Genomic DNA, 18,096 nt, shown 5'->3' with positions numbered 1-18,096 from the left:
CAACAGCAGGCAAGTTTCCACACAGCATCGCAGTCCCGAACTTTGCCGTAGCCCTAGCTTTTGCCGTTGCCCTTGCCGTTGTCGTTGCTTTTGCCCTTGTAGTTGCCCTTGCAGTTCTGTCTGTCATTCCCGCAGGGAATCTGCTTCTTCTGTTGCCTTTGCCCTTGCCGTTCTATCCATAATTCCCAAAAAGAACCCGCTTCCCCCTCCCCAAAAAGAACAACCATCCCAAAGCCAGCTTGCGCCCCACCACCCACGACTGCAATCATCGGTGCTCACTTCCGAGCGGAGTTCCATCAAATGCCCAAAAGCCTCCTCACCCCAGCCGTAGTTCTTTTCGCCGCCTCCATCCCGCTGACCGGCCTTGCCCAAAAGCCAGCATGGCAGCCAGCTCCCGGCCACATCACGATGAACATCTGGCCCACCACCGCACCAGGCCCCGACACCACCAAAGGGCCGGAAGTCGACACCACCTCGGCAAAGGACAACCTCATCGCCGGCAGACCGCTCGTGCGCCTCGGCAACGTCGCCACCCCCACACTCACCGTCTATTCGCCCAAAGGCAACAACACCGGCGCAGCAGTCGTCGTCTTCCCCGGCGGAGGCTACCAGATACTCGCCATCGACCTTGAGGGCACAGAAGTCTGCGACTGGCTCAACTCCGCCGGCATCACCTGCATCCTGCTCAAGTACCGCGTTCCAAACACCGGCCCCTATCCCAAATCCCCAGCCGCGCTCCAGGATGCACAGCGAACAATGGGCATCGTTCGCAGCCATGCCGCCGAATGGCACATCGACCCCAAGCGCATCGGCGTCCTTGGCTTCTCCGCCGGAGGTCACCTCTCAGCCGCCCTCAGCACCCACTTCGACAAGCGCCTCTACGACCCCATCGACGCCGCGGATCAGCTAAGCTGCCGTCCCGACTTCGCCGTGATCGTCTATCCCGGCTACCTGGCCATCGCCGAAAAGAACTTCGAACCCAACCCCGACATCCACGTCACCGCCGATACACCACCCACATTCCTCGTACAAGCCGAGGACGACCCAGTCCACATCGAAAACTCAACCGTCTATTTCGAAGAATTGAAACAGGCAAAAGTCCCATCCGAACTGCACATTTACGCCGAAGGTGGCCACGGCTACGGCCTGCGCCGCACCGCGCTTCCCATCACCACATGGCCCAAATCCGTAGAACTCTGGCTGCACACCATCAAAATCCTGCCTCCGGCCAAACCCTGAGCCAATCAGGCCTGCGGCAATTCGCCAAAAGCCCCAGCAGGCACAAGTCCAAGCGAGCAGAGAAATACGCACAGACATTCCGGTCTATAAAAAAATCGATGCCAGCCGCAGTGGCTGGCATCGATTTTTTATCCGCAGAATAGAGAAACGTTACGGCTGAATCACCAGATCGTCCGCCAGCTTGAATCGCACAATCGTCTCCGCCTGGATCACCAAATCCTTATTCCCCGTAAGCCCCGCGCCCGCAGTTCCCGCGCCCGCGCCAGCCAGGCCGCCGATCAAAGCGCCCTTACCGCCCCCGGCCACACCGCCCAACAGCAGCCCCAGCCCAGTACCGCCGCCAATGAAAGCAGTCGATCGCTTGCCCTTGCCCTTCTTGCTGCGCACCAGGTCATGCGTCGTCAACGGATAGCTGGTCCCATTCAACGACAGTGATGTCAGGCGCAACTCAAGCTCTGAAGCACCCTTGAATTTTCCCCGCTCATGCGACACAGCAACCACCCCGCGAACCGGCGATCCCTTGGGAATAACCACGTTGCCGCTACCGTCCGTCACCGGCTCAACAACCTGCCCCGTAAATCGATCGCCACTCTGGCTGGTCTTCACGCTGATGCGCTGATTGATCCGAATCGCCAACGCCGTCCCCTTCGAGACACGAATCTCAGGTTTGGGCGCCGGTACAGGCGCTGGTGTCATAGCCGGAGCCGGAGCTGCTGCCGATGCCGGAGCAGGGCTGGTCCCAGCCGACTGCGCATCCCCCGCCGCCGCACTCTCAGCCGGAGCAGCCGCCGGTGTTCCCGCCGCTGCCTTAGGCGTGACCGTCGTAGTCACCACCTCATCTTTCTGACCCTGCGCCGGAGGCTGCACCGTAGTAGTTACCGTGTTGCCGTTCTTGTCAGTCGTCACAACCTGCTGTGGTTGTCCCGTCTTCGCGGCCTCTATCTTGGCCTGCTCGATTGCCTTATCCTGCTGCGATTTGCAACCACTCAACGACAACGCCACAAGCGCGAGAATCAAACCATTTCGCAGATGAGCTGGAGCAGAAATCATTGTGACCTCTTTCTCTTCCTGATCGAAATTAAGTTTCACCGAACATCCTGTTCCTGATTAAGATGCCGCTTCCACCGGAACGGTTCGCTTCACTTCTCGCGCTATGGCCATAGCGCCTAATCGCTATACCGCATCCCCGCCAGCACCCCGCGCATATAAGCAAAGCTCTTCATCATGCCCGGCAGCGGATCGTCATCATGAATCTCATATTCAAGATCGACAAATCCCTTATATCCGATCGCATGCAGCGCCTCAAAAATCCCCCGCACCGGCATCTTGCCATCACCCACAGCAACCTGGCTCTCCTTCACCTTCATGTCGGCCAGATCCTTCATGTGCAGGTCAAAAACCCGCGCCCCGGCCGTGTGAATAGCCTGCACCACATCCGTCCCCGTTCGCGCCGTATGGCCCACATCGATGCACAATCCAATGCGCTTATCCATAGGCTCAATCTCCTTCAGGATGTCGAGCGGCGATGGCCATTCCTTGTCCTCCGGCCCATGATTGTGAATCGCCAGCCGCATATCGTACTGCTTCACAAATCGCTCCACCACCGGCAGCGCCTCGCGTACCGGACTGCCCACAATCAGCGAAAGCCCAGCCCGCTTGCAATACTCAAATTTCTCGCGAACATCCGCCTCATCCTTCGAAAAATAAACCACTCCCGCGCCAGTCAGTTCAATGCCCGCAGCCTTGTAAGCATCCACCGCCGCCAGCGTAGCTTCAGGCGGCTTCATCGGCAGATGATCGTTCGCATCCTTGGCATTGAGATACTTCACATTCAACTGCTTCATAAACTCAATCACATGCGCACGGTCAAATTTATGAAAGGAATAGCTAGCCACACCAAGCCGAATGCGAGGCTCCGCAGCAGAGCTTTCGGTCACCGCCGCCGCACCGGATTCACCAGCAGAAAACGCACACGCCGCCGCAGTAACAACCACCCCGGCACGCAAAAAACTCCGTCGACTAGTAGCAGAGATCATGGCCGCGATAGTAGAGCATTGCCTCTTCCGATGTACAGCAGCCAAAAGATTCCCCAACCGTAGCCTCCGTCTTTGCCCTTGCAGTTTCCCTTGCAGTCGCCGTTCTGGCTTTCATTCCCGAAGGGAATCTGCTTCTGCCGTTGCAGTTGCCCTTGCAGTTGCCCTTGCTGTTGCCCTTGCCTTTGCCGTTGCCCTTGCCTTTCTGGCTGTCATTCCCGAAGGGAATCTGCTTCTGCCGTTGTCCTCGCCGCCCTGTCCGCCATCCCCAAAAGAAAATCCACTTCTACCCCAACCTTCCCACATCCCCAAAAACCACCACTACACAGCAGGCACAGCAATGCTCTAATATGGCTCGACTCACAATCTCTCGATCGACGAGTCGCCTAATTACGCAAGCAAGCTCCATCGACTATTACTTCGCATCATCCGTCTCAGCCATATAGGAGCAATCATGTCTTCAGTCTCACGCCGCGGATTCCTGCACGCCGCCGGAGCTACGGGCGCGGCCGTCCTCGCCTACGGATTATCCCCCGCAATGCTACAAGCCGCAGTCGCAAATTCGCCCTTTCGCATCGCCGTCATCAGCGACGAAATTTCACCGGATTTTGATCATGCCTGCTCCGTCATCGCTAACGATTTCGGCCTCCAGTGGGTCGAGCTGCGCTCTCTCTGGACCAAGAACATCATGGACCTCAGTGACGAAGAAATCGCCAGGGCCAACGCCATTCTCGACAAGTACAAGCTGCGCGTTACCGACATCGCCAGCCCGCTCTTCAAGACCGATTGGCCTGGCGCACCGCGATCCAAGTTCAGCCCTAAAAACGATTCCTTCGGTGCCAGCTTCGGCTTCAAGCAGCAGGATGAGGTGCTTGAAAAAACCATCGCTCTCGCCCGCAAATTCAAGACCGAGCGCATCCGCTGCTTTGACTTCTGGCGTCTCGACGATCAGGCTCCCTATCGCGCAGCCATCAACGCCAAGCTGGCAGAAGCAGCCAACATCGTCGGCAAGCAGGGCCTGCTGCTCGTTCTCGAAAATGAGTTCGAGTGCAACACCGCAACCGGTCGTGAATCCGTAAAGACTCTAGCCGCCGTGCGCACCCCGCACCTCATGCTCAACTGGGATCCAGGCAACGCCGTCGCTCGTGGCGAACTCGATGCCTTCCCCACCGCCTTCAACCTGCTTCCCAAGAATCGCATCGGCCATTGCCATGTGAAGTGCGCTGTCGCCCAGCCAACCCCCGCCCATCCCGACGGCTTCGAATGGGCCGCAGTCGGTCAGGGCATCCCTGACTGGGTCGCCCAGTTTCGCGCCCTCAAGCAGAGCGGCTATCGCCAGGCCGTCAGCCTTGAAACACACTGGGGTGGCGCTGGATCACCCGAAGCCTCCACGCGCATTAGCTGGGCAGGCATGAAAGACGCCCTCCAAAAATCAGGCAACCTCTCATAACCTTTCCGATACTGAACTTCGTCACAGGAGACCGCATGAACCGCCGAAACTTTCTCGCAGCAGCCGCCACCGGAGCAGCAGCCGTATCTCTTACTTCGCCCGCGAAAGTTCTCGGCGCAAACGACCGCGTGCGCGTCGGCATCATCGGTGCCGGCAGCCGCGGCCAGGAAGATATGCACGCCGTCATCGGTGTCCCCGGTGTCGAGTTCGTCGCCATCGCTGACGTCTACTCGCGCAACCGCGATCAGGCCAAGGCAATCGCATCCGGCGCGCAAACCTACGACGATCCGCGCAGGCTCCTCGACCGTCACGACATAGACGCCGTCATCGTAGCCACCCCTCTGTTCCTGCACTCCAAGTACTTCCACGACACCCTCGACTCCGGCAAAGACCTCTACTGCGAAAAGACCATGACCTGGAACATCGCAGAAGCCATCGCCTGCCGCAAGGCCGCTGAAACATCGAAGCAGATCATCCAGATCGGCCTGCAGCACGAGAGTGGCGGCGAGCACACCGACGCCCGGCGGTGGGTCAAGCAAGGCCTGCCCGGCAAAGTCGCCCTCGTCGAGTCGTGGATGAGTCGCAACTCCCCCCACGGCCACGGCCAATGGGTGCGCCCAATCCCGCCCGACTGCGACCCGCAGCACGTCGGCTGGGATCTCTTTCTCAATGACCGTCCCAAGGAAGCATTCAACGGCAATCGCTTCGTCAACTGGCGTCTCTTCTGGGAGTTCTCCGGCGGTAACATCACCGAAAACATGGTCCACCAGATCGCCTGGATCATGACCGTCCTCGATCTCAAGGAGCCACTCGCGGCCACCATGAGCGGCGGCGTCTTCTCAGAAAAAGACGGTCGCCAGGTTCCCGATACCATCGCCGTCACACTCGAATTCCCCGACCTCACCGTAGTCTGGCAATCCACCTTCAGCAACAGCCACTTCGGCCTCGGCGAACGCATCCTCGGCAGCGATGGCACCATCGAGCACCTCAGCGGCTCCACCGACATGATCAGTGGCAAATCCACATCCGGCATCACCTTCTATCCGGAAAAGATCAATAACCCCAGCGGCCGCCCACTCACAGGCCAATCCAAAGACGTCAGCCACATGCAGAACTGGATCGACTGCATCCGCAGCCGCAACAGGCAAACCAACGCCCCGGTAGAGACCGGCTATCGCTCCGCAGTAGCCGCGCACATGGCCAACCTCGCCTACCGCGAAAAACGCCGCATCACCTGGGAAGAAGCCCGCGAATTCAAGCAGCCCTACTAAACCGCAACCGGTCAGTTTGAAGAGCACTGGCATTCGATTTTGAAGGAAGCTTCAGTTGACAGGTACGGGCTTTAGCCCGTACCTGTCAGCCCGGCAACAGCACCCCGGATTCAGCCCCCGAAGGAAAAATCTTTTCAAACAGGTACACTCTTGTACGAATAGCTCCGTGGATCATCCAGGCAAGTGAGGCACGATCGATGTATCAGCCGGAAACCTACGCCGTAGCGCTCTTTTTCATGATCTGCACCATGCTCTGTTGGGGATCATGGGCCAACACGCTCAAGCTCGCGCCCGGCTATCGTTTCCAGCTTTTCTACTGGGACTACGTCATCGGCCTCTTTGCCGGAGCGTTGCTCCTCGGCCTCACACTCGGTAGCCACGGCACATCAGCCGGTGCATCCGGCCGTTCCTTCCTCGCCGATCTGCACTACGCCGATCACCGGCACATTCACTTCGCCCTCATCGGCGGCATTCTCTTCAACATCGCCAACCTGTTACTCGTCGCCGCTATCGACATCGCCGGCCTGGCCGTGGCTTTCCCCATCGGCATTGGACTTGCTTTAGTCGTAGGCGCAGTCAGCAGCTACTTGCTCGCGCCCGCAGGCAACCCGCTCATGCTCTTCGGCGGAGTAGCCCTCGTAGCCGCCGCCATCCTCTGCGACGCGCTGGCCTACCGCGCCCGCGAAGCAACCCGTCAAGCCACCAGCATGCGCGGCATCGTCCTCAGCCTTGTCGCGGGCCTGCTCATGGGCACCTTCTATCCCTTCGTATCAAAAGCCATGTCCGCCACGGCACCCGGCGAACGCGCACCCGGCCCCTACGCCACAGCATTCTTCTTCGTCATCGGAGTAGCCATCTGCGCCATCCCCGTGAACTACCTGCTCATGCGCAGGCCGCTCGACGGCAAGGTTCCCGCAGCCATGAGCGGCTACATACAGGCGCGCCCCTCATGGCATCTCTGGGGAATCATCGGCGGCATCATCTGGTGCATCGGAGCCACCCTCAACTTCGTAGCCTCCCGCACCGGCGTCGTCGGCCCCGCCGTCTCCTATTCCATCGGTCAGGGAGCCACCATGATCACCGCGGCCTGGGGCGTCTTCATCTGGAAAGAGTTCGCCTCAGCCCCTCGCCGCGCCAAACAACTTCTCTTCTGGATGTTCGTTCTGTTCCTTTCAGGACTGACCCTAGTAGCCCTCGCACCTCTATACTGATCGAGCCTCGAATGATTGAGCCTCGAATGATCCAGCATCGAACGTAGGATTTTTATGTCCGACATGAAACCCATCGTAGTTGTAGGCAGCATCAACATGGACCTGGTCGCCACCGCTGATCACATCCCGGCAGGCGGCGAAACCATCCTCGGTACCGGCTTCCTGATGCATCCCGGAGGCAAAGGAGCCAACCAGGCCGTAGCCGCAGCCCGCCTCGGCTGTTCCGTTCAAATGATCGGGCAACTCGGCTCCGATGACCTGGGCAAGCAACTCCGCGACGGCCTCACCCGCGCCGGAGTCGACACCGCCGCCGTCGGCACCGTTCCCGGTTCTTCCGGAGTAGCCCTCATCACCGTCTCCGCCGCAGGCGAAAACAGCATCGTCGTCGCCCCCGGAGCCAACACCCAGGTCACGCCAGCCTTCCTCGATCAGCACAAGGACAAGATCGCCAACGCGGGCATCGTCCTCGCGCAACTTGAGATTCCACTCGAAACAGTCCTGCGCCTCGCCCAGCTCTGCGCCGAAGCAAAAGTCCCTTTCATTCTGGACCCCGCGCCCGCCCACAAGCTGCCCGACGCCTTACTGCCGCTCGTCACATGGCTCACGCCAAACGAAACCGAAGCCGCCTTCTACCTCGGCCATCCAATCGCCAACGGAGGCACCGACGCGGCAGCAGAAGAACTCCTCAAGAAAGGCGCAAAAGGCGTCATCCTGAAGCTCGGCTCCAAAGGCTCCTACTTCGCGCAGGCAGGCGGCAATGAGGCCACCATCAAGGCCTTCCCGGTAAAAGCAGTGGACTCTACCGGCGCAGGCGACGCCTTCAACGGAGCCTACGCCGCAGCCCTGATGCTCGGCCAATCCCGGCTTGAGGCCGCGATGTTCGCCTCCGCCGCCTCCGCCATCTCTGTCACCCGCCACGGCGCACAGGAATCGATGGCCACGATGGACGAAGTCCACAAACTGCTCGGCGATAATTAGCGAAACGATACTTGCGGAAAGATAACTAGCGAAACGGCAACTAACGGAACAAGTGCGGCACAAAGCGGCTCGTATTCGTCGTAATCAATCCATCCGATTCGCGAATCCCCATCCCCGCCGGCTCGCCATCGACCAGCCAGCTTCCAAAGACAGCCGTCTTTCCATCGGCCTGCGCCATCGAAGCCAGCCCCTGGTAGACAAACCCTCCCGCATCGGAAGCCACACCCCCAGCCCCTTCATTTGCAGCGCCTTCATCCGCAATCCAGTTGCGAAACACCGTAATCCCAGCGCCCTCGCGTCCAAACAGCGGCTTGCGCACATAGTTCTGCATATTGCGCGGGCCATCGAGGTACGCAGGCAGCAGCAGCTCGTGATTCGGATTCATCTCCCAAAGAATCGCCAGCAGCGCCTTGTTCGACCAAAGCATCTTCCAGATCGGCTCAATCCACTGCACCATGCCCGCCACCGGCGACTGCGAAGTCGCATTCATCGTCGCCAGCGCATGGCTGCCAAAATCTTCCTTCAACATCCATTCCCACGGATACAGCTTGAAGAGCGTCCTGATCGGCAATCCCTGCAAATCGACAAACCGATTCTCGGCATCCTCCCAGCCAATCTCATGCATCGTCATGCCTTCCGTTCGCAACCCCGCCTGCTGCGCCGTGTCCCGCAGATAGGCCACCGTCATCGCGTCTTCTTCACTTCCGTCATGCGCAAAATGCATCGGCTGCGAAACGTAAGGATTGAGATCCTTCCACTTTGCAATCAACTTCTCATGCAGAGAATTGAACTGGTCCGCCTTGGGAAAACAATCCTCCAGCCAATACCACTGCGCCACTGCCGTTTCCACCAGCGCCGTCGGCGTGTCGGCGTTGTATTCCAGCAGCTTGATCTGCCGCCCGTCGTAAGCCAGATCGAGACGGCCATAGAGGGCAGGCGGTTCACTCTCCCAGGTTGCGCGAATCCTCGCCCACGCCACCTCTGGAATCTGCATCTGCTTTAACCTGTCGTTCGTGAGAATAAAATCCCCAGCCGCCAGCGCCATCCGCTGAACTTCAGCCGTAGCCGCCTCCAGTCGGTCAATCTCCGCAGCCGAAAACTCCCAGTACGCCGACTCATCCCAATACGCGCTGCCATCCGCGCACGTATGGTACGTCAGGCCAATGCGTTCCACGCTCCGCTGCCAATCGGCTCGCGGACTCAGCACATGCCGCCGCATTATTCGCCCCCGCCTTCGCCGCCCTCACCACCCTCACCACTATGGCCAAATCCGCCACGGCTCACCCCGGTCTCGCTCGCGCCCACCACCATGTCCCCATAGTGGCCGCCACTTGAACCGCCATAGACGTAGTGAAAGGGAATCACCACGCCGCTTCCACCATGAGCCTCGCAATTCGCTGCAGGAACAAGGTGGTTCTCTTTATCCACGCAACTGCGCGGACCCTCCGGCTCGTCATGGCAGCCAATCGTGGTGCCAATCGTAGTTAAAGCCAGCGCAGCCAGCAGCGTAAGCGGAACTTCTCGGGATCGTCGCATTGGTCTAGTAAGCGATGCTGCCAGACTCCACCTTCAAAGGCAAGCATTTCCTGCGGGATGCATCAACACTCGCCACACCAACCCGCGAGAGCATTTTCCCTATAGGTATATTCTGTGCAGCAGCTGATTGCGCGGCTTTTCATCAGGAAAAGCCACGCTTCGCGAACCTCCTGCTGGAACATTGCAATAGGAGAAATGCTCTAGAATAAGTCCACCATGGAGCCAGTCACCCATATCCTCACCGGCGCGTGCATTGGCCGCGCCGGCCTTAACCGCCGCACTGCCTACGCCACCCTCGCCGCAGTCCTCGCCGCCGATGCCCCCGACCTAGACGTCGTCTGGAACTTCGCCGGTCAGGTCGCCTTCTTCCAGCACCATCGCGGCATCACGCACACCTTCCTGGCCGCGCCATTCATCGCCCTGGCCGTCACCGGTGCCGTCTGGCTCTTCGATCGAGTCTGGACCTCACGCCGTTCCTCCATGAGTCGCGTGATGGAGCCGCAACCCATTCGCTGGCTCTGGGTCTGGCTCTCCGCCTTCATTGCCGACCTCAGCCATCTCCTCCTCGACTGGACCAACAACTACGGCATCCGCCCGTTCTTTCCCTTCAACGATCGCTGGTACTCCGGCGATCTCGTCTTCATCGCCGAGCCCATCCTCTGGGGATTGCTTCTGATCGCCCTCATTCTTCCCGCCCTGCTCGGTCTCGCCGACCGCGAAGTAGGCGCACGCAGAACGCAATTCCGTGGCCGTAGCTTGGCCATCGTCGCCCTCACCGGCATGGTCGTCCTCTGGTGCTGGCGCTGGGCGGAGCAGGCCCACGCCCGCAACCTCGTCCAGTCCTCCCAGATCACTCCCACCCCCGTCACCCGCATTGCCCTCGAACCCTACCCCGTAAACCCCTTCCGCTGGCACGCCCTGCTAGAAACCGCCACCACCTGGCAGACCGCCGAAGTCGATACCCGTACCGGCTCAGTCGAGAGCGATCCCACCACTGACACCCTCTTCAAGCCGCCCATCACGCCCGCCGTCCAGATCGCCCGCCGCACCCGCCTCGGCCAGGTCTACATGGATTGGGCCCAGTGGCCCGTCGTTCGCGACCTCGGCCCGCAGCCAGCCCCTGGAATCCCCGCGCCAACCATTCCACCCGCCATCGCAGGCGCAACTTCATCGAGCCACGCCAGCCCCTGGACCAACGTCCAGTTCGCCGACCTGCGCTTCGCCTACAACTACCTGGACACATTGATGACCAACGGCTCCAGCCAGCAGCTAAACCAGCGTCTCGACCACCCCGTCGTCGGCGGTTATGTCTACATCTTCAACGGCGAAGAAGTAGGCCAGTACATGAATGGCCGCGAGTAGAAATAAGCATCGGCACAATCCTCCTGGAGTAAAATCAAGCGCTCTGGGAGGATTCCATGTCTACCGGAACACAGGCTACCGGAACACAAATCCCGATCGAAGTCTATCTTCGCTCCTCCGAGTACGACCCAGACGCGGAATATGTAGATGGAGAAATCGAGGAGAGGCCCGCAGGTGAATTCGGTCACGCAGACTGGCAGGCTGCCATATCTGCCTGGTTCCTCAGCCATGCAAAGGAGTGGAATATCCGTGTGCTTGCGGAACTGCGTGTTCAGGTGTCACCAACCAGATTTCGTGTTCCCGATGTCACTGTTCTGGATCGCGCCCTTCCGGTCGAGCAGGTCATCACCCGCCCGCCCCTCGCAGTTTTTGAAGTACTGAGCCCACAAGATAACGTTCATCGCCTCAAGCACAAGCTGGCGGACTACGCTCAGATGGGTATCCCCGAGATATGGGTCGTCGATCCCGATGCCGTTCCCGGAACGGAAAAATTCGAGCGGTATGAAAATGGGCACCTCGTTCCCGCTACTCGATTTGCCCACCATGCAATCCAGTTTGAGCTGTCGCAAATAGCCTCACTGCTTCAGGGCTGACCGTCTATTCCCCGGCATTCCCGGCACATTTGTTCACTCTGTGAAAAAATCAAAGTTGACCCTGGAGACGATGATCTCCAGAATGAGAATTACCCCCGACCCGGCAAATCAAAGCTGAATTCTCCGGGAACCTATCGATTTGAGGTTGTCATGCCCGCATATCTCCTGCTTCTGGCCGCACTTCTGAGTCGCGTACTACCCCACTCCGGCCTCTATGGATTCACCGCCGTCGGTGGCTCGCTGCTCTACTTCGGCGCACGCCGCTCCTGGCGGGAGATGCTGCTGCCCGTAGCCGCCCTCGCCGCGACCGACTACTACCTCACCACCCACGTCTACTCCTACAGCTTCGCCGTCAGCGACTACCTCGTGACCTGGGGCTGGTACGCCGCCGCCATCGTCCTCGGACGCATCCTGCTGGCGCAGAAAACCACCACCCTGCGCGCCGTCGCAGCAGCCATCCTCGGGCCGACATCCTTCTTTCTCGTTTCGAACTACGCCGTCTGGCTCGTGGCCCACAATCCCGGCGGCATGTACGCCGCAAACTTCGGCGGCCTCATCGCCTGCTTCGCCGCAGGATTGCCTTTCTACGAACGCGACCTCATCTCGACCGCAATCGTGGTTGCCCTGGCCTTTGGTCTTCCCATCGCCATCCGCAACTTCCAGCACGGCAAAGAACTCCCCGCAAGGTCTCTGAAGTAGCCCCGCAGGTCCGATTCTGCATACAAAGTGTCTTAGATGGACACGGCCTCCAGCCCGGGCATTAAAATAATTCGGAAACCCCGCCGAAGGACCATCTGGCCCTTCGGCACTTTTGCGGCGAACGTCGATAATTGAATCGAGCTCAGCACAACCCCAGCCAAATTTGAGATACTGACAACCCATGCCCATCGAGAACCTGCAGCAAGCCGCCCGACAAGTCGCCGACTTCCTCAATTCGGTCATCCGCTTAGGCGGCCTGCGTCTGAAATACCGCATCAGCGCCAGCCCCGCGCCGGTAGACCCGGAAGCAGATCCTGCCCTCGGCCCTGTCGAGATCCTCAACGTCGAGTTCGTAGGCATCGATTCGCCCATGCTCACCGAGCGCGGCGGCGAACTCCTCCGCTCCCTCGAACACATCGCCATCCAGATCCTCCGCCTCGACATCCGTGAACACGATCTGGTCAGCTTCGACGCACTCAACTTCAAAGCTCTTCGCCAGCAGGAGATTCAAACCTCCGCCGAAGCCGCCGCCGAACGCGTCCGCCAATCCGGCCAGCCCTACAGCTTCCCGCCCACCAACTCCCGCGAACGCCGCATGCTCCACCTCGCCTTCAAATCCATCGAAGACGTAGAAACCCAATCTCTCGGCGAAGGCCAGGAACGCTATCTGGTCGTCTACCCCAAGGGCCGCACCGACCTTCCCGCCCCAGTCCCGGCAATGCCCAGCCGTTCCGGCTACAACGACCGCAGCGGCGACCGCAACAGAAGCAGCAACCGAGGCCGAAGCGGCAGAAGCAACGACCGCCCCAGACGCGACCGCTACTAAACCAGAATCATCCCCACCCAGGCAAAAGCAAAGCCCACCTTTGCTTTTGCCCTAGTTTTTGCCGTTGCAGTTGCCCTAGTTTTTGCCGTTGCAGTTGCCCTAGTTTTTGCCGTTGCAGTTGCCCTTGCTTTTGCAGTTGTAGTTGAAGTTGCCCTTGCAGTTGTAGTTGCAGTTCTGTCTGTCATTCCCAAAGGGAATCTGCTGTTCAACAACCCCCCGAACAAAGCAACCACCCAGGCAAAGCGCAGTATGCAACAATACCGCCCATGCCCTCCGTTCTTAAAAGAATCCCAGTCATAGCCCTGGCCCTATCTATAGCCACCCTCGCCCATGCCCAAAAACGACTAGTCCTGATCGACCAGGACGGCTCCGGCCCCGGCGGCTCCAATCAAATGGCCATGATGGTCCTGCTTCAATCCCCGCAAGTCCAGGTCCTCGGCATCACCATGGTCACCGGCAACGCCTGGCGCGACGAAGAAACCCAACACACCCTCCGCATGCTCGAACTCATCAACCGCACCGACGTTCCCGTAGCCAAAGGAGCAGTCTTCCCCCTCGTCCGCACCCAGCAGGAGACCCATCTCGAAGCCGCCCTCGACGGCAACGTAAGCTGGCTCGGAGCCTGGGGCGGAGGCCCCACCACTCTCGAAGAAAAAGGCGCAACCATCACCGGCGCCCATCCCAAAGACTCCGTCATCTACCAGCAGGCCCACGGTCCCTATGAAATTCCGCCTATGCCCGAGGGCGCCCCGCACACCACCGCAATCGAAGAAGACGCCGTCCACTTCCTCATCCGTCAGGTCCACGCCCACCCACACCAGGTCACCATCTTCGCCGCCGGCCCATTCACCAACATCGCACTCGCCATCAGCATCGATCCGGAATTCGCCTCGCTCACCCAGGGAATCGTCCTCATGGGCGGCAGCCTCAACCCCCAGACCGACGACCCGGAATTCGCCGAAAGCCCCCGCCACGAATTCAACTTCTGGTTCGATCCCGAAGCCACCCACATAGTCCTGCGCGCCCACTGGCCCCGCATCGACGTCACCACCGTCGATGTCTCCATCAAAGCCCGCTTCACAGACGAGATGCTGGCCGCGATCAGCAAATCCAACAGCCCCGCCGCCCAATACATCGCCAAATACTCCCAGGAACGCTACTACCTCTGGGACGAACTAACCGCCTGCGCCTGGCTCGACCCCACCATCATCACCAAAGAAAAGTACGTCTATATGGATGTAGACCTGACCCACGGCCCCAGCTACGGCAACACCCTGACCTGGACCGACCCCCTCCATCCCCAAACCGAAACCCAAAAAGCCCACGCTCAACTAGACCTAAACCTACCCAAATTCCAAAAGATGTTCGTAGACCTGATGTCCGCGCAGACAAGACAGTCATCCGTCCCCCTCAACTCCCCTCACTAAGCGGCACCTCCGCCCCAGCCCGCCGAGCCCCGACCGCAATATACAACCCCGAAGCCAGAATCAGCCCCCCACCCGCCAGCACAAACGACCCCGGCCGCGTATGCCACACCAGGTACGAAACCAGCGTCCCCGTCACCAGTTGCGTGTAGTGGTACTGCGAAACATTTGCCGCCGAAGTATGCTTCACCGCGATATAAAAACACAGCGTCCCCAGCGCGCAAAACATCCCCGTCGCGAACAGCTCCCCAAGCAGCACAGCAGACAGCGGAGCCGCCTGGAACAGCATCATCCCAAAGCCTGCCGTCGCCGTCACCAGCCCTGAAAAAAACGCCAGGCTCTCCGGCGTCTCCGTCCGCGTCAGCACCCGCGACCACACCATATTCACCGAGAAGCACGTCACACACACCATACACGCGCCAAAGCCGATCCACTCGCCCTCCCCGCCAAATCCAGCGCCGCCCCACGGATGCACCGCCACCACCACCCCGGCGAATCCCACCACAACCGCCAGCCCCCTGCGCCACCCCAACCCCTCGCGCAAAATCACCGCCGAAAGCAGCGTAATCAAAATCGGCGCCGAAAAAATCAGGATGTAGAAGAGCGTCAACGTCAGGTGCCGCAGCGCAATCACCACGCAGACATTGTTCAACATGTCCAGGCAGGCCCGCCCCAGTTGCCGGTCCAGACGATGCGGCTTCAGCCTTCGAGCCTCGCCTCGAACCAACGCATACGCCCCCAGAAAAATCGCCATCGACAGCCCCAGGAACGCCACCACCTCATACGGAGGCAGCCCCGTCTGTCCCACGAACTTCACCATCGTGTCCGTCAACACCCAGAACGTAAACCCGGCCAGCGCAAACCCGATCGCCCCCAGATCCGACATCGTCTTCACTTTCGCCCCGGCAATCTTTGAACCCTGCAACGTCACTCTCCTATATGCTGGTCTCGCCGAATTCGAGGAGGAACTGCATGACCGATTCTCTCAAGCTTTCCACAATTCCCCACGTAGCCTTCGTCCCCATCAACGACAAAGACAAAGCCATCGCCTTCTACCGCGATCAGTTAGGCCTGACCCTGATCGAAGACCAAAGCCCCTTCGCCCTGATCTTCGACTTGAACGGCACCATACTTCGCGCGACCTTCGTCGGCGACTTCAAACCCCAACAGTTCACCATCCTCGGCTGGAGCGTTCCGGATATAGAGGCATCCGTAAAAGAGCTGACCGCCGCAGGCGTAGCCTTCACCCGCTACCCCGGCATGAACGACTCCCACCCACTGTCCATCTGGACCGCCCCCGGTGGAACCCAAATCGCCTGGTTCACCGACCCCTTCGGCAATACCCTAAGCCTCCAACAAAACCCATAGCCCCCAAAAAATCTGCAGAAAATTACCCCCAGAAAGCGCAAAATCAACCTAATCCATCTTCGCCTCAGCCCTTGCCTTGCCCTTGCTCTTGCCCTTGCAGTTGCTGTTGCAGTTGCCCTTGCCGTTCTGTTTGTCATTCCCGAAGGGAATCTGCTTCTGCCTTTGCCCTTGCCCTCACCTCACCGTCCACCCCCAAGCGAATCCGCTGTCCGCCCCCCACCCCATAAAAAATCTACATAGCCCCCTCCCCCCAGGAAACCATCAAAGATTCGTCATATATTCGCCAAAGACCGTAAGCAAACCACATCAAGGCTCTATCCTGAAAAAGATCGCGTGTCCGACTTCGCCCAAACCGTAAAGCAGCAAGCCGACATCGTAAAAGTCATCGGCGGCTACATTCGCCTCCGCAAAGCCGGAGCCCAGAACTACTCCGGCCTCTGCCCATTCCACAAAGAAAAATCCCCATCCTTCTCCGTCCACGCCGCAAGGCAGTTCTACCACTGCTTCGGCTGCGGCCAGTCCGGAGACGTCTTCAGCTTCGTCGGAAAAATCGAAAACGCCAGCTTCCCCGAGTCCGTCCGCATCGTCGCCCAGAAGTGTGGAATCCCACTGCCCAAGCGCGAATACAACTCCCCCGAGGAAGCCGCCGAAGCCAGCCAGCGCCGCAAACTCCTCGACCTCCATGAAGCCGCCACCGTCTTCTTCGAAGAGCAACTCCGCAGCCCCGACGGCGCCCTCGCCCGCGAATATCTCGCAGGCCGCGGCGTCACTCCTGAAGCCATCAAAACCTTCCGGCTGGGCTACGCCCCGGATAATTTCAATGCCCTCCGCGAACGCCTCACCCCGATGGCGGATGCAGAAAATCTCCGCGCCTCCGGATTATTCAGCGCAAAAGAAGGCGAATCCCGGCTTTACGACCGCTTCCGAAAACGCGTCATGTTTCCCATCTCCAACGAGAGCGGACGAGTGATCGCCTTCACTGCCAGAACTCTCGCGCAGGGAGATCAGGCAGGCGAAAAGTCCGGGCCCAAATATCTCAACTCTCCCGAAACACCGCTCTTTTCCAAGCAGCAAGTCCTCTTCAATCTGGATAAAGCCAAATCCGCCATGCGCTCCATGGAATTCGCCCTTCTGGTCGAAGGCCAGATGGACTGCATCTCCGTCTACATGCGCGGCATTCAGAACGTAATCGCCACCAGCGGTACAGCCTTCTCCGAACACCAGGTCAACCTCCTGCGTCGCCACACCACCAACGTAGTGGTCAACTTCGACCCCGACACAGCAGGAGCCAACGCCGCCGAAAAGTCCATCAGCCTGCTGACCGAAGAGGGATTCACCATCAAGGTAGTTACGCTCGACGGCGGCCTCGACCCCGACCGCTTCATCCGCGAGCGCGGCGTGGAAGCCTACGCAGCCGCTATCCGCGGAGCCCGCCGCCAATCCGACTACCTGATCGACCGCGCACGCCAGAGTTTTCCCGGCGCTGGAGCGGACTCCAAGATCAAGGCGATGAACTTTCTGCTCCCGCACATCCGTCGCATTCCAGAGAAACTGGAGCGCGACCAGTTTGCCCACGATGCAGCCCAGAAACTCGGCATCGACTCCGCAGTGCTCCGCGAAGAACTTCGCCAGGCCGCGCTGACCCGCCGCGACCATGTAGAAGTCCGCACCTCCGGTCTCACGGAAGTAGAGCGCGTCCTGCTGCGTGCATTAGCTACCCACGAATCCTGCTGGCCGGTAGCCTCCGAAGCCATCCTCGAACATCCCGAGTGGTTCGAGCACCTATCGACTTTCCCCGCTATGGCTGCGCTTGCCGCAACCAAGGCACCAGACCCCATCTCAGCTATTGAAGACCCAGCCCAGCGCGCATTGCTCGCCCAGGTGCTGCTGGCCGAGGGCGAAGCGCCAGAAGAGTCTGCTGTGCACGACTGTCTCAGTGGGCTGCATTACAGCCGCCTTGAAAATGAGCAGCGTGCGCTCCGGGCATTGCTCGGCGAAGCCGAACGGCGCGGCGATTTTGCCGAAGTTGCGGCCCTCAGCCAGCGCAAACTGGCTGTAGACCGCGAACTGCGCAATTTGCACAAGGATTGACGTTTTAGGAATCCT

At 59.6% G+C, this 18,096-nt stretch carries 18 protein-coding genes; 12 read left to right on the top strand and 6 right to left on the bottom strand.

Annotation, left to right across the window (positions count from 1 at the left end; genetic code table 11):
* Positions 1-300: 300 nt before the first annotated feature.
* Positions 301-1,239 carry an alpha/beta hydrolase gene (locus OHL19_RS00795; protein WP_263355675.1) on the top strand — a complete coding sequence of 313 codons (939 nt, stop codon included), beginning with the start codon at positions 301-303 and terminating at the stop codon, positions 1,237-1,239.
* Between the two features lie 150 nt (positions 1,240-1,389).
* On the opposite strand, the gene OHL19_RS00790 is transcribed toward OHL19_RS00795, so the two are convergent.
* Positions 1,390-2,328, bottom strand: a complete 939-nt coding sequence (locus tag OHL19_RS00790; RefSeq protein WP_263355674.1) for a hypothetical protein — start codon at positions 2,326-2,328, stop codon at positions 1,390-1,392.
* Positions 2,329-2,405: 77 nt separating this feature from the next.
* Positions 2,406-3,245, bottom strand: a complete 840-nt coding sequence (locus OHL19_RS00785) for a sugar phosphate isomerase/epimerase family protein (RefSeq protein ID WP_317890533.1) — start codon at positions 3,243-3,245, stop codon at positions 2,406-2,408.
* A 481-nt stretch (positions 3,246-3,726) separates the two neighbouring features.
* On the opposite strand from OHL19_RS00785, the gene OHL19_RS00780 reads away from it, so the two are divergent.
* From OHL19_RS00780 to rbsK, 4 genes are all read left to right on the top strand, one after another.
* Positions 3,727-4,722 (top strand): sugar phosphate isomerase/epimerase family protein, encoded by a 996-nt coding sequence (locus OHL19_RS00780; protein WP_263355672.1) that lies wholly within the window; start codon positions 3,727-3,729, stop codon positions 4,720-4,722.
* 35 nt (positions 4,723-4,757) lie between these two features.
* A complete protein-coding gene (locus tag OHL19_RS00775; protein ID WP_263355671.1) occupies positions 4,758-5,993 on the top strand; it encodes a Gfo/Idh/MocA family protein in 1,236 nt (411 codons plus the stop codon).
* A gap of 197 nt (positions 5,994-6,190) precedes the next feature.
* Positions 6,191-7,204, top strand: coding sequence for a GRP family sugar transporter (locus OHL19_RS00770; protein ID WP_263355670.1), 1,014 nt, complete (start codon positions 6,191-6,193; stop codon positions 7,202-7,204).
* Between the two features lie 54 nt (positions 7,205-7,258).
* Positions 7,259-8,182: a ribokinase gene (rbsK, locus tag OHL19_RS00765; protein WP_263355669.1), complete on the top strand. Its 924-nt coding sequence runs from the start codon at positions 7,259-7,261 to the stop codon at positions 8,180-8,182.
* A 40-nt stretch (positions 8,183-8,222) separates the two neighbouring features.
* On the opposite strand, the gene OHL19_RS00760 is transcribed toward rbsK, so the two are convergent.
* Together OHL19_RS00760 and OHL19_RS00755 are read right to left on the bottom strand one after the other, a co-directional pair.
* Positions 8,223-9,356, bottom strand: a complete 1,134-nt coding sequence (locus OHL19_RS00760) for a glutathionylspermidine synthase family protein (protein ID WP_263355668.1) — start codon at positions 9,354-9,356, stop codon at positions 8,223-8,225.
* 44 nt (positions 9,357-9,400) lie between these two features.
* Positions 9,401-9,718, bottom strand: coding sequence for a hypothetical protein (locus OHL19_RS00755; protein ID WP_263355667.1), 318 nt, complete (start codon positions 9,716-9,718; stop codon positions 9,401-9,403).
* 216 nt (positions 9,719-9,934) lie between these two features.
* Between OHL19_RS00755 and OHL19_RS00750 the strand changes: the two genes are divergently transcribed.
* The 4 genes from OHL19_RS00750 to OHL19_RS00735 all read left to right on the top strand — a co-directional run bounded on the left by OHL19_RS00750 (position 9,935) and on the right by OHL19_RS00735 (position 13,198).
* Positions 9,935-11,080, top strand: coding sequence for a metal-dependent hydrolase (locus OHL19_RS00750; protein WP_263355666.1), 1,146 nt, complete (start codon positions 9,935-9,937; stop codon positions 11,078-11,080).
* Between the two features lie 56 nt (positions 11,081-11,136).
* Positions 11,137-11,673 (top strand): Uma2 family endonuclease, encoded by a 537-nt coding sequence (locus tag OHL19_RS00745; RefSeq protein WP_263355665.1) that lies wholly within the window; start codon positions 11,137-11,139, stop codon positions 11,671-11,673.
* Between the two features lie 150 nt (positions 11,674-11,823).
* Positions 11,824-12,372, top strand: a complete 549-nt coding sequence (locus OHL19_RS00740) for a DUF6580 family putative transport protein (protein WP_263355664.1) — start codon at positions 11,824-11,826, stop codon at positions 12,370-12,372.
* Between the two features lie 181 nt (positions 12,373-12,553).
* Positions 12,554-13,198 carry a Jag family protein gene (locus tag OHL19_RS00735; RefSeq protein WP_263355663.1) on the top strand — a complete coding sequence of 215 codons (645 nt, stop codon included), beginning with the start codon at positions 12,554-12,556 and terminating at the stop codon, positions 13,196-13,198.
* Here the strand turns inward: OHL19_RS00735 and OHL19_RS00730 are convergent.
* Complete coding sequence (locus OHL19_RS00730; protein WP_263355662.1) at positions 13,195-13,383, bottom strand: hypothetical protein; 189 nt, start codon at positions 13,381-13,383, stop codon at positions 13,195-13,197. The genes OHL19_RS00735 and OHL19_RS00730 overlap by 4 nt on opposite strands.
* Positions 13,384-13,464: 81 nt before the next feature.
* Between OHL19_RS00730 and OHL19_RS00725 the strand changes: the two genes are divergently transcribed.
* Entirely contained in the window at positions 13,465-14,625 is a 1,161-nt protein-coding gene (locus OHL19_RS00725; protein ID WP_263355661.1) for a nucleoside hydrolase, read from the top strand.
* Here the strand turns inward: OHL19_RS00725 and OHL19_RS00720 are convergent.
* Positions 14,609-15,547, bottom strand: a complete 939-nt coding sequence (locus tag OHL19_RS00720; RefSeq protein ID WP_263355660.1) for a DMT family transporter — start codon at positions 15,545-15,547, stop codon at positions 14,609-14,611. The genes OHL19_RS00725 and OHL19_RS00720 overlap by 17 nt on opposite strands.
* A gap of 47 nt (positions 15,548-15,594) precedes the next feature.
* Between OHL19_RS00720 and OHL19_RS00715 the strand changes: the two genes are divergently transcribed.
* Positions 15,595-15,990, top strand: a complete 396-nt coding sequence (locus OHL19_RS00715) for a VOC family protein (protein WP_263355659.1) — start codon at positions 15,595-15,597, stop codon at positions 15,988-15,990.
* 333 nt (positions 15,991-16,323) lie between these two features.
* Positions 16,324-18,081: a DNA primase gene (gene dnaG, locus OHL19_RS00710; protein WP_263355658.1), complete on the top strand. Its 1,758-nt coding sequence runs from the start codon at positions 16,324-16,326 to the stop codon at positions 18,079-18,081.
* Positions 18,082-18,096 lie beyond the last annotated feature (15 nt).

This window comes from Acidicapsa ligni, from assembly GCF_025685655.1.
GTDB classification, from domain to species: domain Bacteria; phylum Acidobacteriota; class Terriglobia; order Terriglobales; family Acidobacteriaceae; genus Acidicapsa; species Acidicapsa ligni.
This window is presented reverse-complemented; position numbering and strand designations above follow the sequence as displayed.